Raw genomic sequence first — 13821 nt, 5'->3', positions numbered from 1 at the left:
CCCGTCACCTCAGTAGTTCTGGTCGAGTTCGGAGTAGTCCTCTTCCTTTTCCTCGACCTCTTCTTCCTTGATCTCTTCCAGGATCTCGGAGAGATACTTCTCGACTTCTTCCTTTGATAGTTTCTTCCACAGCTTGTCCGCGGTGGTGATGTAGGCAACCTCTATTCCTTCTGCACTGGGCTCCTCGAGGGTCTTTGCCAAAGCCAGTATGGCCAGCTTTATTGCCCCCTCCATGTCGATATCATCGCTGTAGTGCTCCTCGAAGATTGCCATGGCAACGTTTCTTCCGCTGCCTATGGCAACTGCCTTCCACTCGAAGTAGGCTCCACTCGGGTCGGTTTCGTAGAGTTCAGGCTTCTCATTGACGCCTGCCATGAGCAGAGCCGCACCGAATGGTCTAACTCCCCCGTACTGGGTGTGGGCCTGCTTTAGATCGCAGATCTTCTTCACCAGAACGGTGAGCGGAACCGGTTCGCCGTATGTGAGGCGGTAGATTTGAGCCTCCAGCCTGGCCCTGTCCACGAGAACTCTAGCGTCAGCTATTATACCGCTTGGCGCCGCCGCTATGTGGTCGTCTATCTGGAAGATCTTCTCGTAACTGCTGGGCTCGATGAGCCTGCTGGTTATCCTCTTCTCGACGGCCAGGACAACGCCCTCCTTCCACTTGACGCCGACAGCGGTTGCTCCCCTCTTCACTGCCTCCCTTGCATAGTTCACCTGGAAGAGCCTTCCATCGGGACTAAAAACCGTGATCGCCCTGTCGTAGCCAGCCTGTGGTGGTACAAACGCCATGCCTCATCACCTCATCATCTATCTTTTCTTTTTTAACCCAAACGATTTCACCGCAAAGTGTAATTAAGCTTTTCCATCACCTTCACTGAGGGCCAGCAGGGCCATTCTATGAGCAGTTCTTCTCGCCAGCTCAAGGGGAACCAACGCTACAGGAAAGAGCACCAGTCCGATCAGCAGTGAGAGCCTGCCAAATGGCGCAAATATCAAAAGGGCAAAGGCCACCAGGAGTATCAACAGACCCGAAAGCATGAGCTTTCGGTATTCCCTCTGCATGGTCTCAAGCTCAACCATTTTTCCCACCCAAAAATGAATTAACGGTAAGGAGTTTTAAGGGTTTGGAGGTGGTGAAATGAAGTGTCCGTTCTGCAACCCGGATAGAGGAAGTGTCCTGTACGAAGGGAAGCTGGTAAGGATCCTACTCGACGGCTATCCTGCCAGCAGGGGACACCTGTTAGTAGTTCCAAAGCGGCACGTGGAGAGCTGGGACGAGATCAGATGGGAAGAAAAAGAAGCGCTTCTCAGGGGAATAGAACTGGCAATGAAAGCCCTTAAAGATAGTCTTAAACCAGATGGTTTCAACGTCGGGATAAACCTAGGAGAGGCCGCCGGCCAGACGGTTCCGCACCTCCATGTCCACGTTATTCCCAGATGGAAAGGGGACTGCAAAAGTCCGAGAGGAGGCGTCAGAAAGGCCGTTCTCGATCTTGAGGACGAGAACCTTAGCATGAAGGAAAGGTGGGAAAGGAACAGATTAAACGGCAATGAGATCCAGAAGCTAAAACACCATTTCGATAAGCTTATAAACGCTATGAGAGACGTTTAACCATGCTCTCCGAGTACGGCAGGGATGCAAGGATACTCATAGGGGCAAATGCATTAGGCCAGACCTTCATGTGGTTCTCCTTCTTCATCATGCCGTTCTATTTGAATGCCCTCGGCTACGACATGAAGGCCATGGGGGCATTTTTCTCGGCCCAGACTATTGTCGGCGGGCTCTTCTTCCTCCTGGCAGGGCCGATATCTTTGCGCCTCGGCTACAGAAAAAGCCTCCTCCTGAGCGCGTTTTTGGGTCTCGCCGGAAGGCTTCTCCAGGTGCTGGCGATAAACGCTGTCGTTCTTTTCCTTGGATTCGTGCTCGTCGGGGTAAACATGGGACTAAGGCAACCGAACTACAACGCCTACCTGAGCGAGCTCGTCCCGGACGAGAGGAGACACGAGGCCTTTTCGAAAAGCTTCGGCCTGGGAACCTTATTCAACTCCCTGGGTGTCCTTCTGGCCGGCTTCCTCCCGGGATACCTGACGGGACTGTCGCTTGCTGAAGAAACGGCCTACAGGATAACGTTTTCCCTCTCGCTCCTCCAGTTCCTCTTCGTCATTCCGGCCCTGCTAATCGTGAGGGACGTGGAAGTCAGGGAGAAGAAAATAAGGTGGAACAGAGGTCTCGTCCTCAAAATCCTCAAGTTCTCCCTCCCGAGTGCCCTCATAGGCCTTGGCGCGGGGATAACGATACCCTTCATGAGCCTTTACTTCAAGCTACGCTTTGGGGAGACCTTACAGGCAATAAGCGGGATTTTCTTCTTCCAGCAATTGGCCATGGGACTCGGCTCCTTTGGCCTTCCAGAACTCGTCAGGAAATACGGGCCGGTGAAGGTTATAACCCTCTTTCAGGGGGCGGCAACCTTCCTCTTTGCAATTTTCCCCTCAATAGAGACCTTCGTCCTGGCGGGGGCAGTTTACGTCCTCAGGGCCATACTCATGAACATAATCTGGCCCATAAACAGCTCCTTCATGATGGGGTTCTTCAGGACGGAGGAGAAGGCGACAGCCAACGGAATCCAGCAGGCATTCTCGACCTTCATGCGAGGGGTTGGCAACTCCCTCGGCGGGATGCTCTTCGCGGTTTCCTTGGCCTACCCGTTCTACGCCACCGCGCTCCTCTACGCAGTGGCGACGGCCATCTTCTACGCCTTCTTCATCAAGCACAATGAGTAGAAAAGAAAAGCTCACTCCTTAGCCAGTTCCTCGCCGCGCTCAAAGGCCTTGAAGTTCATCTCCCAGAGCTTCTCGCGGAGGGTGAGCTTTATGCCCTCGGTCAGGGATTCGCGCTTGAGGGGGATTAGCCCCTTGCCGTAGGCGTAGCCGAGCATCAGAACGCCAAGCGTTCTCGGGTTTATCTTGTCCGCCTCGCGCTGGAAGTTGGCCATATGAACCGGGCAGATTCTTTCAATGGCCTCCCTTATCTCATCGAGCTCTGGGTACTTTTCTTTGCCGACCAAAGTAGTTGCCGTGTGAATCGGGTAGGCATTGATTATGGCAACGCTCTTCTTTGAGAGGAAGCGCGCGTTTCTCAAGGCCTCAGCAGGCTCGAGTGCAAGCATTAAATCGGCTTCACCCTCCTCGATTAGGGGAGAATAAACTTCTTCGCCGAAGCGAAGGTAGCTGAGAACACTACCGTAGCGCTGGCTCATTCCAAGGGTCTCGCCGATTCTGACGTTGTAACTTTCAACCATAGCAGCGTTCCCGATTATCCTCGAGAGTGTCAATCCACCCTGACCACCGACGCCGGTTATTATGAGATTGAACTCCATGAGCACCACCGGAGAAGATTGGAGGTGAGAAATAAAAACCTAAGCTCAAAAAAATTCGCCCAGAGTATTAGCTCTTCGAAGATCATTCCCATTCAGTTTTACCCAGTCAAAGATAGAACCAAAGCGTTCTTTCGAGCTAAAACGTTCAGACACCAGCCATGTCTTTCGAGAGTGTTAAGCTCCCCTCAACGGAGCCCCAATACCGGGAATAGAGATGGACAAATATTTAAGGTGTGAGGAGAATCAAAGAATATGTCCTTCGAGAAGTACTACGAGGTCTTCAAGGCCTATAGTGACATCTATTCCGAAGAGTACAAGAAGAGGCTGGAGACTCTGGAGCCACTCCTCCTCAAGCACATGCCCGAGAGGGGGAAGGTTCTTGACCTGGCCTGTGGGGTTGGCGGATTCTCCTTCCTGCTGGAGGATCTTGGCTTCGAAGTTGTTGGGCTGGACTACAGTCCTTCGATGATCAGAAAGGCTAGAGAGTTCGCGAGGGACAAGCGCTCAAAGGTAGAATTCGTGGAGGGAGATGCTAAAAACCTCCCCTTCAGAGAAAACAGCTTTGACTACGTCCTTTTCATCGACAGCCTCGTTCATTTTGAGCCGAAGGAGCTAAACCAGATATTCAGGGAGATAGCCAGAGTACTGAAACCAGGGGGAAGGTTTATTCTGCAGTTCACGGATTTAAGGGAGCTCCTTCCGGTTCTCATGAACGGCCAGGTTGTTGGTGCGGAATACTGGATAAGCAGGGTCTTGATAGATAAGGACGAAAAAACCGTTGTGATAGAGTTCCAGAGCGAGGAAGACACGTTCAGGGTCCGCTTTAACATATGGGGCAAAACTGCAGTCGAGTTGCTGGCGAAGCTATATTTCAAAGAAATACACAGTGAAAAAATAAACGAGCACAGCTACTTCCAGATCTACATTCCAAAAAGTAAATCAGGCCTCGAGGCGAAGCCTTCTCACAACGAACTCCCTGTCGAGTGAAGCCAAGAATGGGGCAAGCCTCGGCCCGCGGTCCTTGCCGATGAAGACGTTGTAGAGTGCCTTAAACCACTTCTTGCTCGGGATTCCGCGCTTCTTGGCGGCATCGAAGATAACGTTGTTGAGCTCATCAACGGTGAACTTCTCGTGCCTTTCCAGCCACTCAGCCACTTCGAGCATTGCCTCCCTGATTTCCGGCTCGAGCTCAATCTCGGGTGGTCTTTCAAGCAGGCTGAACTTGACATCATCGGGAGCGTACTTTTCGACCCAGTTCTTGGCCAACCTAATGCGGAGCTTGATTCTCTCAATGTCTTCATCGGTGAGCTCTTCGGGAACGTGACCCTGCTCCTGAAGAACGCGGATTATGCCATCCTCGTCGAGGTGGGGCATCTGGACGAGCGTAACAAGGAAGCGGAACGGGGCTTGAGCCGTAAGCCTTTCGGGAACCTTTGGCATGGAAAGCTCATAGGTTCTCTTGAGTTCCTCTTCCTCTTCTTTGTTCTTGGCGTGCTCAAGGCCGAAGTATATCCTTTCGACCTTGTCGAACTCGTCGTAGAGGTTGAGAAGGCCCAAACCGAGATCAATCTTCAGTTCTTTGTTGGGCCTCGCCTTCGCGTAGATGAAGCGGATTATCCCGGGTTCAAGAACCTCGTAGAGGTCGCTGAGGAGGATAACGTTGCCCTTTGAACCGCTCATCTTGCCCTTCTGCCCCTTGATTCCAACGAACTCGTACATGAGGGTCATAGGGGCCTTCCAGCCGAAGACCTTCTCAGATATTTCCTTGCCGGTATCGTAGGAGCTTCCAGCGGCTAAGTGGTCCTTTCCAGCTGGCTCGAAGTCAACCTTGAAGTGCGCCCATCGCATCGGCCAGTCAACGCGCCAGCGGAGCTTAACGTTACCCTCCCTTATGTCGGTCTCGCCTTCCCTGCCGCAGTGCTCGCAACGGTATTTAACCTTCCATTCGCCGTCCCACGAAATAAACTGGGCCTCCTTCCTGCAGTGCGGACAGTAGATCATAACCGGCTGCCAGTCCTTCTCAAGGGGAGGCTGTTTGGCCCTCTCGCGGTACTTGTCGAGGATTGCCTTTATCTCATCGCGCTTTTGAAGGGCAAGCTTCACCTTCTCCGCGTACTCACCGCTCTTGTAAAGCTCCCTTGCGTGGAGGAAATCAACCTCTATGCCGAGCTTTCTCACTTCCTCCTCGAACTTCTCCATGAAGTGATCTGCATAGCTCTTGTGACATCCCCAAGGGTCGGGAACCTCGCTGACGGGCTTCGTCAAGTGTTCCTTCCACTCCGGTGGAACGTTCTTCGGGACCTTCCTGAAGCGGTCGTAGTCGTCCCACATGTGGATGTGACGAACCTTCTTCCCCCTGTCCCTGAGGGCGTGGCCGACTATGTAAGCCGTGAAGAACTCCCTAAAATTGCCTATGTGAACGTAACCGCTCGGAGTAATGCCACTCTCGACGACGTACTCCTCCTTGTCGCCCCTTTCCCGGATTATCTTCTCGGCCATGTAATCCGCCCAGTGAACCATTCTCACCACCTGGCCTAGCTCCTCTCAGCCCCTTTTAAGCTTAAGCTTGTCCAGTTGCAACGAATCATAAAGAAAAGTTTATAAGTAAACATAGTAAAAACTACTGCAAAATGTAAGGAGGTATCCCCATGGAAGTTGAACTAAAGAGGATGCAGGCCTTCTTTCCAGCATCGCTCGAAATTCAGGAAGAGCTACTGAAGGCTGGCTTTAAGGTTCCGTACGACAAAGAAACGGGGAGGAAAACGCCGATTCCCGTCGTGGTAAGTTCAAAGGAAGAGAGAAAGCTAAGAAGGGACAGACTGCTAAAGGCGAAGGACTTTGAAAGCGATGGAAAGTTTGCTCTGGTGCCTGGAGAGAGGGCAATCATGGAGATGGAGCTTACAGAGAAAGGCTTCCTGATACTGAGGCTAAAGCCCCTCGAATACCATCTTGAAGAGATGGGCTTCGTCTCGGCCCCGCCGAGGGTATGGGGAACGTGGGCAAGCTTCTCGATACCGTTCTCGTTCTACGAAACGCTGGCAGACTTTTTGAGCGAGTTCAGGAGGGATGAGACGAACGGCCTCTACCTCGCTTCCCGCGGGGCGGGGAGGAAGATAGAGGTCTACGCCTACAAGGGGAGAACCAGAAAAGACCTCGGAATTCCCGTCTTCGGCTACGCTCTCGGCCTGCACGGCCTCACACTTGCGAACGAATACCTCCGTGATAAGGCAGAGGAGAGTGGTGTTCCTAAGGAGAGGCTCCGCTACCTTAAGCTGGGCCTCAGGAAGAGAAAGGAGACCAAAGCGGGCCTGAAGGTTGGAGTGGTTTGGGAGAACGGGAAGCCAAACGAGATAACGCTGAAGCTCTCAACTACAGAGCCGAGGGTTAAGATCCAGGGGCTCTACGGCGAGTTAATTGGGAAGTCGCGCGGGGAACTGACGAGAACCGACGACTGGTATGTTGTAGTCCATGCGGAGGACTTCGCGGGCGCGCTCCACAAGGTGATGACGGCTTTCGGGTAAAGATATATAACTCTCAACTCCTCTTTCATTTTTGGTGAAATCGGTATGATCAACATCCCCGAAGCGGTTACAATAGGCGTGCTCTTTATCATCGGCACCATCGCCTTCACGAAAAAGCTCGGGCAGGAGTGGGCGTGGATCAACAGGAAGTTGATACATCTCAGTGTCGTGCCCGCGATACTGATGTTCTACTGGGGGCTTATCCCCCGGTGGATTTTCAGCGGGGCGGCATTTCTCATTGGTTTAATCCAGCTGTGGCCTCACCTGAGAAGAAGGGAGCTGAGCTGGTACCAGTTAGAGCACAACTACGGCGAGGTCTTCTTTGCTCTCTCGGCATCCGTTATTTCAGCCACACTCCCGATTGAATACGCTACCGCTCTGCTGCTTGCAATGGCGATAAGCGACGGGGTTACGGGAATAATAAGACACTACTACTTCAAAAGGCACGGCTTTAATGTAAAGCTCAAGAAGCACTGGACCGGGAGCCTGGGCTACTTCGTCACGGCAGTAATAATAGCGTTCATTTTTCTCAATGCAGGAACAGTTGAAAAAATAGGATGGGCGGCTATGCTGACCCTCGCAGAGTATCAGCGCTTGCTCGACGACAACTTGGCCGTTCCTCTCGTTGGAGGTTTGCTCTACCCCCTCTACTGAGCCCATCTGACCTTCAGGCTGTCCTTCTTCACTTTCTCAAACTCAGCAACGAGGGCTTTTCCAGTCTTCTCCATAAAGTCCTCGATGTCGGTGATGCCGAGCTCTTTGAGGCCGATGGCATCGACGCCCTTGGGAATTCCTTTAGCCTCGACGTTTATTCCGATGTGAATCTTGACGCTTACAGGTGAAACAGTAGCTATAGAGATGCTGAGCTTCTTGCCGTTCACGTAGATGTCGTCGCCCTTTCTGTTTGTTTTCACGCCGTATTCCCCAAGAACCTCGCAGAGTTTCGCTATGAAGAGCTTCTGAAGGGTTGAGGCAAAGAGAGTGTTTACGAGGTCGAAGACCTCGATTATGTAGTGCACCATGTCGTCGCTTTTAATTTCCTTGCTCTGGCGAAGATCCTCTATGTCTATCATCTCCTCGACCTTGACGTCGCACTTTCCGCGGAAGACGACGACCGAATTCCCGAGGATTCCAAAGTTCCTGTAGGCCCAATGGCTCTGGATGGCCGAGCCGTCGTAGTCAATGCGCTTATCCTTAACGACCAGTAGTTCCATCGCGATCACCTCATCTTTTCGAGAAGTTGCCTAAGCTCTTCAAAAGAATTTACATCAACCCACATGTGGATGAAGTCGACTTCTGGAAGAGTCATCTTAGTCTCGTCCACGTGAAGCTCCCTGTCGTCCACGTAGATAACGTCCTCAACAGTGTAGCCGATTGAGGCTAGTTCCTCAAGTGTTCTCCTTATCATGTCGGCCTTGTTTGGGTGGCCCTCTATCTTAGGGAACAGGAAGTAGTCCCAGAGGCCGAAGCCCTCAAGAATAGGTCTAACTCTCTCCTCGACGTTCCAGCTGGCTATCGTCAGGATAAAGCGCCAGCTGGCCCATTCAAGGAACTCCCGCACGCCAGGAAAAAGGTGAAGCTCATCCCCGTAGGCGTCGACCAGGTAATCACTGTGGAATTCAAAAGGAGGAACTAGGCGGGATGCATCCTCATGATCCCATAGCGTTCCGTCCAGATCAAGAACGAGCAGTTTCATAAGAATCACCGGAGATAAAGCGATTGAAGGACTTTAATTCTTGCGGTTTAGGTTCAATAGAAGAGACATGAGTTAAGTCACATGAGGGCCGTGCATAGGCGAGCTGGCCTATCAGACGCCCCGCCCGGGGCACTCGGGCTGTTGGGAGCGGCAGACTAAACGGGTCGGTTTCCCTTCCCGCTTACATCCCCGCCCCATCAAACGGGTCTTCTTCCCGAGCCCTCGTCCTGGGCAACGGACCGGTCGCCCAGGCCCAAACGCCCAGGAATGGCCGCCTATTTTCGGGGGCCGCTTCGGCCTTAGATGCTTTCAGGCCTTATCGGCTGCGGCGTAGCTGCCCGGCGTTGCCCTGTAGGACAACCGGTAGACCAGAGGCCGCGGCTCCCTGTTCCTCTCGTACTGGGGGAGCCTTCCCCTCAGGCGGCCAGCACCTCCGGTAGATAGCATCCGACCTGTCTCACGACGGTCTAAACCCAGCTCACGTTCCCCTTTAATGGGTGAACACCCCCACCCTTGGCCCCTGCTGCAGGGCCAGGATGGGAAGAGCCGACAGCGAGGTAGCAAGCCTCGGGGTCGATATGGGCTCTCGCCCGAGACGACTCTGTTATCCCCAGGGTAGCTTTTCTGTCATCCCTGGCCCCCACCGGGGAGGCACAGGGGTTCGCTAGGCCACGCTTTCGCGGCTGGACCCGCCTCTGTTACGGGTCCAGTCAGGCCGGCTTTTGCCCTTGCACTCCACGGCGGATTCCTGACCCGCCTGAGCCGACCTTAGGGCACCCTCGATACCTTTTCGAGGGTGTGCCGCCCCAGCCAAACTGCCCACCTACCGCTGTCCCCGCTTCCGCGGGTTAGCCGTACGGCAGAGGGTGGGCGGTGTCTCATGGGCGGCTCCACCCGCCCCGGAGGGCGGGCTTCGACGCCTCCCGCCTACGCTGCGCACCCCCCGCCGTACGGCAACGGCAGGCTGCAGTAAAGCTCCATGGGGTCTTCGCTTCCCACCGGAGGTCCCAGGCATATGCGCCTGGCAGAGGTTTCGCCGGGCCCCAGCCGGGGACAGTGGGGACCTCGTTACGCCATTCATGCAGGTCGGCATTTAACCGACAAGGAATTTCGCTACCTTAAGAGGGTTATAGTTACCCCCGCCGTTTACCGGTGCTTCACCCGGTTGGACCCGGGCTTCACATACCGGCACTGGGCAGGCGTCGGCCCCAGTACAAACCCTTTCGGGCTAGCTGGGACCTGTGTTTTTACTAAACAGTCGGGCCCCCCTAGTCACTGCGACCTGCGGGTTACGCACCCGCAGGCACCCCTTCTCCCGAAGTTACGGGGCCAATTTGCCGAGTTCCCTCGGCTGGGTTTCCCCCGACACGCCTTAGGCTTCTCACCCAGGGGCACCAGTGTCGGTTCTCGGTACGGTCGCGGTGGATCGTTCCCGAGGGGCTTTTCACGGGCCCCAGGGATCGGCGGAACCCCCCTTACGGGAGGCCATTCGCGCTTTCACCCGGTTCTCGCCATTACGGCACTCCCCGGGCTTATACGCTTAGCCGGCCTTGTGGGCCGGTCCGCCTACCCCGAGGCGTCACCCCTCGGGCTTGCGTTGCCGCACCTACCACCGCGGTACGGGAATATAAACCCGTTTCCCTTTCGCCGGCGCCGAGTTACGGGCCGGCTTAGGACCGACTAACCCACGGCTGACGAACATTGCCGTGGAACCCTGGCCCCTACGGCGGCCGGGATTCTCACCCGGCTATGCTGCTACTCCCGGCAGGATCCGCAATACCGACGGGTCCACCGGACCTTACGGCCCGGCTTCCGCCCCATCGGCACGCCCGCCTACCCGATCACGGACCAATCGGTCCGTGCGCCGGGGTCTCGGCGGCCGGCTTAAGCCCCGTCCATTTTCGGGGCCCCTGACCTCGACGGGTGAGCTGTTACGCACTCTTTAAAGGATGGCTGCTTCTAAGCCTACCTCCCCGCTGTCTAAGGCCAGGGACACCCTTTGGAGTAACACTTAGCCGGCACTTTGGGGCCTTAACCCCGGTCTGGGTTGTTCCCCTCTCGGGTGACGGCTTACACCGCCCCCCTACTCCGGCCATCTACGGCGGCGGTGGGTTCGGAGTTTGACAGGGAGCCGGGGGATTTCTCCCCCTAAACCCCCAATCAGTGCTCTACCCCACCGCCTACCTCCGGCCGGGCTATCCTGGGGGATAATTCGGCGGGAACCAGCTATCGCCGGCCTCGATTGGCCTTTCACCCCTAGCCCGGGGTCACGGGAGCGAATTGCACGTCAGCACCCCTAGCGGGCCTCCATCCCTCTGTTGAGGGACTTCACCCTGCCCCGGGCTAGATCGACCGGCTTCGGGTCTCACCCGAGCGACTCCGGGCGCTTTCACACCCCGTCCCTCGCCCTTACGGGCTGCGGACCTGTCGGTTTCCCTGCGGCTTCGGGGCTGACCCCCTTAACCTCGCCGCTCGGGTGAACTCCCTGCCCCGTGATCCAAGACGGACGGTGCAACCCCGGTCACCTCCCCTCGTACTCCACGGTCGCCCGTGTTTCCTTCGGGGAGGGTCAACCCTTTCGGGCCGCACCCTCCTATCGCCGCCTGGTTTCAGGCTCTTTTCACCCCCCTCCCGGGGTGCTTTTCAGCTTTCCCTCACGGTACTAGTTCGCTATCGGTCTCGGGACGTATTTAGGGTTGGGAGCCGATGCCTCCCAGCTTCCCGCCGGATATCCGACCGACGGTACTCAGGGACACCCCAAGACCCTGCGGGCTTACGCCTACGGGGCTTTCACCCTCTACGGCGCCGCGTTCCAGCGGACTTCGGCTTCGCCCGCGAGGGTCTTTCGGGGGCCCTGCAACACCACATCCCCCGAACCTTTCGGCCCGGGGTTCAGTTTGCCCTGTGCCGCTTTCGGTCGCCCCTACTCACGGCATCGCTTTTGCTTTCTTTTCCTGCGGGTACTAAGATGTTTCAATTCCCCGCGTTCCCCCTCCCGACTGGGAGTGCGGCAAAAGCCGCGGGAAGTCCCATTCGGGAATCCCCGGTTCGACGGCTGCCTGCGCCTCGCCGGGGCTTATCGCAGCTTGCCACGCCCTTCGTCGGCGCCCCGAGCCGAGCCATCCACCAGGCGGCTTAGTTGCCACCGGGCGGGGCGTTTTCTGGACCAGCTCGCCTATGCACGGCCCTCATCGTGACCCCTGTTCGGGGTCTCAGGCCCTTCCACCCCGAGCTGGGCTCGGGATGTGCACCTCTTCGTGGTGGACCGGCCGGGATTTGAACCCGGGGCCTCCGCCTTGCAAGGGCGGCGCTCATACCAGGCTGAGCTACCGGCCCACCTATGGCAGGCCCGACATCCCTTAAACCCCCCGGACGGGATTTCCGGCGATAGGAGGTGATCGAGCCGTAGGTTCCCCTACGGCTACCTTGTTACGACTTCTCCCCCCTCACGGAGCCCAGGCTCGACCCGGCCTCCCCGAAGGGAGACCAGGCCTCACCCGGACCCCGCTCGGGTGGAGTGACGGGCGGTGTGTGCAAGGAGCAGGGACGTATTCGCCGCGCGATGATGACACGCGGGTACTAGGGATTCCAGCTTCACGCGGGCGAGTTGCAGCCCGCGATCCGAACTGAGGGCGGGTTTAGGGGATTCCCTTCCCCTTTCGGGGTCGGATCCCATTGTCCCGCCCATTGTAGCGCGCGTGTAGCCCGGGGGTTTCGGGGCATACTGACCTACCGTCGCCCGCTCCTTCCTCCGGCTTATCGCCGGCGGTCCCCCCAGAGTGCCTCCTCCCCAGCGGGGAGGACTGGCAACTGGGGGCGCGGGTCTCGCTCGTTACCACACTTAAGTGGACGCCTCACGGTACGAGCTGACGGCGGCCATGCACCTCCTCTCGGCGTGTCCGGCAAGACCTTCAGCCTGGCCTTCATCCTGCCGTCGCCCCCGGTGAGGTTCCCGGCGTTGAATCCAATTAAACCGCACGCTCCACCCCTTGTAGTGCTCCCCCGCCAATTCCTTTAAGTTTCAGCCTTGCGGCCGTACTCCCCAGGCGGCGGGCTTAACGGCTTCCCTCCGGCACCGGGCGAGCTCGAAGCTCGCCCGACACCTAGCCCGCATCCTTTACAGCCAGGACTACCCGGGTATCTAATCCGGTTTGCTCCCCTGGCCTTCGTCCCTCACCGTCGGACCCGTTCCAGCCGGGCGCCTTCGCCACTGGCGGTCCCCCTGGGATTATAGGATTTCACCCCTACCCCAGGGGTACCCCCGGCCTCTCCCGGTCCCAAGGCCCGCAGTATCCCCAGCAAGCCCCACGGTTGAGCCGTGAGATTTCGCCAGGGACTTACGGGCCCGGCTACGGACGCTTTAGGCCCAATAATAGCGGCCACCACTCGGGCCGCCGGTATTACCGCGGCGGCTGCCACCGGCCTTGCCCAGCCCTTATTCCCGGAGCTTTTTACACTCCGGAAAAGCCGTGGCGATGCCACGGCACTGGGGGTCCCCCCGTCGCGGTTTCCCGCATTGCGGAGGTTTCGCGCCTGCTGCGCCCCGTAGGGCCTGGACCCGTGTCTCAGTGTCCATCTCCGGGCTCCCACTCTCATGGCCCGTACCGATCTTCGGCTTGGTGGGCCGTTACCCCACCAACTACCTAATCGGCCGCCGGCCCATCCTCGGGCGGGCAAAAGCCCCTTTCGGCCTGAGGACCTTCCAGTACCTCAGGCCTATGGGGGATTAGCCCCAGTTTCCCGGGGTTATCCCCCTCCCGAGGGTAGGTTACCGACGTGTTACTGAGCCGTCCGCCGGTGCGCGCAGAGCGCGCCCCATGACTCGCATGGCTTAGTCGGACCCCCATAGCAGTGGCCTCCGGCAGGATCAACCGGAATTGAGCAAGGAGTACGGCCGGTGGGACTTCCCTTAGCGGGAAGTACCAAAATTCCCGTCCGGGGTTTGGTCGGGATGTCGGGCCTGCCTTACCCCCGAGGGGTCCGCCTTTCGGCGTTTCCTCGGGAGCGCACCTTTTTGTGACCCGGGCTGGAGGGCGGGGTTCATATTGGGTGCTTTGCACCCGTTCCCCCCGACGCCGCCGTCTTGGCGCCCGGGTTTCTCGCGCCCTGTTCGGGCGCTCCACCCAATAGTGGCAGACCCTTGTGATACAAAATTTTTGCAAAATGACTGAAAGGGCCCGTTTTTTGAAAATAAACCACTCAAAAACTAAAAAAAGCTACAAAA

11 protein-coding genes, 1 tRNA gene and 2 rRNA genes are annotated in these 13821 nt (G+C 56.9%); 5 read left to right on the top strand and 9 right to left on the bottom strand.

Annotated elements, in window-relative coordinates; translation table 11 throughout:
- Window positions 1-9: 9 nt before the first annotated feature.
- Together psmA and A3K92_RS00455 are read right to left on the bottom strand one after the other, a co-directional pair.
- Window positions 10-792, bottom strand: a complete 783-nt coding sequence (gene psmA / locus A3K92_RS00460; RefSeq protein ID WP_088884405.1) for an archaeal proteasome endopeptidase complex subunit alpha — start codon at window positions 790-792, stop codon at window positions 10-12.
- 63 nt (window positions 793-855) lie between these two features.
- Window positions 856-1083 (bottom strand): hypothetical protein, encoded by a 228-nt coding sequence (locus A3K92_RS00455; RefSeq protein ID WP_088884404.1) that lies wholly within the window; start codon window positions 1081-1083, stop codon window positions 856-858.
- 58 nt (window positions 1084-1141) lie between these two features.
- On the opposite strand from A3K92_RS00455, the gene A3K92_RS00450 reads away from it, so the two are divergent.
- Both A3K92_RS00450 and A3K92_RS00445 read left to right on the top strand, forming a co-directional pair.
- Entirely contained in the window at window positions 1142-1615 is a 474-nt protein-coding gene (locus A3K92_RS00450) for an HIT family protein (RefSeq protein ID WP_088884403.1), read from the top strand.
- Window positions 1616-1617: 2 nt separating this feature from the next.
- Window positions 1618-2784: an MFS transporter gene (locus A3K92_RS00445; RefSeq protein WP_088884402.1), complete on the top strand. Its 1167-nt coding sequence runs from the start codon at window positions 1618-1620 to the stop codon at window positions 2782-2784.
- Window positions 2785-2795: 11 nt separating this feature from the next.
- Here the strand turns inward: A3K92_RS00445 and A3K92_RS00440 are convergent, their stop codons facing one another.
- Complete coding sequence (locus A3K92_RS00440; protein ID WP_088884401.1) at window positions 2796-3380, bottom strand: indolepyruvate oxidoreductase subunit beta; 585 nt, start codon at window positions 3378-3380, stop codon at window positions 2796-2798.
- A 252-nt stretch (window positions 3381-3632) separates the two neighbouring features.
- Here A3K92_RS00440 and A3K92_RS00435 point away from each other — a divergent pair, with 252 nt between their 5' ends.
- Window positions 3633-4367: a class I SAM-dependent methyltransferase gene (locus A3K92_RS00435; protein ID WP_088884400.1), complete on the top strand. Its 735-nt coding sequence runs from the start codon at window positions 3633-3635 to the stop codon at window positions 4365-4367.
- Here A3K92_RS00435 and lysS read toward each other — a convergent pair.
- Entirely contained in the window at window positions 4320-5900 is a 1581-nt protein-coding gene (lysS, locus tag A3K92_RS00430) for a lysine--tRNA ligase (RefSeq protein WP_088884399.1), read from the bottom strand. The genes A3K92_RS00435 and lysS overlap by 48 nt on opposite strands.
- Window positions 5901-6028: 128 nt before the next feature.
- Between lysS and A3K92_RS00425 the strand changes: the two genes are divergently transcribed.
- Window positions 6029-6901, top strand: a complete 873-nt coding sequence (locus A3K92_RS00425; protein WP_088884398.1) for a PhoI — start codon at window positions 6029-6031, stop codon at window positions 6899-6901.
- A gap of 45 nt (window positions 6902-6946) precedes the next feature.
- The gene (locus tag A3K92_RS00420; protein ID WP_088884397.1) at window positions 6947-7555 is read left to right on the top strand and encodes a diacylglycerol/polyprenol kinase family protein; all 609 of its coding nucleotides are present in this window, start codon (window positions 6947-6949) and stop codon (window positions 7553-7555) included.
- Here A3K92_RS00420 and A3K92_RS00415 read toward each other — a convergent pair.
- From A3K92_RS00415 to A3K92_RS00395, 5 genes are all read right to left on the bottom strand, one after another.
- Window positions 7549-8115, bottom strand: a complete 567-nt coding sequence (locus A3K92_RS00415; RefSeq protein WP_088884396.1) for a DUF366 family protein — start codon at window positions 8113-8115, stop codon at window positions 7549-7551. The genes A3K92_RS00420 and A3K92_RS00415 overlap by 7 nt on opposite strands.
- A gap of 5 nt (window positions 8116-8120) precedes the next feature.
- A complete protein-coding gene (locus A3K92_RS00410) occupies window positions 8121-8597 on the bottom strand; it encodes a magnesium-dependent phosphatase-1 (RefSeq protein ID WP_088884395.1) in 477 nt (158 codons plus the stop codon).
- 121 nt (window positions 8598-8718) lie between these two features.
- Window positions 8719-11748, bottom strand: a 23S ribosomal RNA gene (locus tag A3K92_RS00405).
- A 107-nt stretch (window positions 11749-11855) separates the two neighbouring features.
- Window positions 11856-11933, bottom strand: a tRNA-Ala gene (locus tag A3K92_RS00400).
- A 53-nt stretch (window positions 11934-11986) separates the two neighbouring features.
- Window positions 11987-13475: ribosomal RNA gene (locus A3K92_RS00395) — 16S ribosomal RNA — on the bottom strand.
- The 16S and 23S rRNA genes sit together here with 1 tRNA gene alongside, the layout of an rRNA operon.
- Between the last annotated feature and the right edge of the window lie 346 nt (window positions 13476-13821).

The sequence above is a fragment of the Thermococcus gorgonarius genome, from assembly GCF_002214385.1.
GTDB classification, from domain to species: domain Archaea; phylum Methanobacteriota_B; class Thermococci; order Thermococcales; family Thermococcaceae; genus Thermococcus; species Thermococcus gorgonarius.
The sequence above is the reverse complement of the archived record's forward strand: the minus strand, read 5'-3'. Positions and strand labels throughout refer to the sequence as shown.

Excerpts from the sequence above, each read along its gene's own strand:
- psmA (WP_088884405.1), bottom strand. The coding sequence starts at position 792 with ATGGCGTTTGTACCACCACAGGCTGGCTACGACAGGGCGATCACGGTT.
- A3K92_RS00455 (WP_088884404.1), bottom strand. The coding sequence starts at position 1,083 with ATGGTTGAGCTTGAGACCATGCAGAGGGAATACCGAAAGCTCATGCTT.
- A3K92_RS00450 (WP_088884403.1), top strand. The coding sequence starts at position 1,142 with ATGAAGTGTCCGTTCTGCAACCCGGATAGAGGAAGTGTCCTGTACGAA.
- A3K92_RS00445 (WP_088884402.1), top strand. The coding sequence starts at position 1,618 with ATGCTCTCCGAGTACGGCAGGGATGCAAGGATACTCATAGGGGCAAAT.
- A3K92_RS00440 (WP_088884401.1), bottom strand. The coding sequence starts at position 3,380 with ATGGAGTTCAATCTCATAATAACCGGCGTCGGTGGTCAGGGTGGATTG.
- A3K92_RS00435 (WP_088884400.1), top strand. The coding sequence starts at position 3,633 with ATGTCCTTCGAGAAGTACTACGAGGTCTTCAAGGCCTATAGTGACATC.
- lysS (WP_088884399.1), bottom strand. The coding sequence starts at position 5,900 with ATGGTTCACTGGGCGGATTACATGGCCGAGAAGATAATCCGGGAAAGG.
- A3K92_RS00425 (WP_088884398.1), top strand. The coding sequence starts at position 6,029 with ATGGAAGTTGAACTAAAGAGGATGCAGGCCTTCTTTCCAGCATCGCTC.
- A3K92_RS00420 (WP_088884397.1), top strand. The coding sequence starts at position 6,947 with ATGATCAACATCCCCGAAGCGGTTACAATAGGCGTGCTCTTTATCATC.
- A3K92_RS00415 (WP_088884396.1), bottom strand. The coding sequence starts at position 8,115 with ATGGAACTACTGGTCGTTAAGGATAAGCGCATTGACTACGACGGCTCG.
- A3K92_RS00410 (WP_088884395.1), bottom strand. The coding sequence starts at position 8,597 with ATGAAACTGCTCGTTCTTGATCTGGACGGAACGCTATGGGATCATGAG.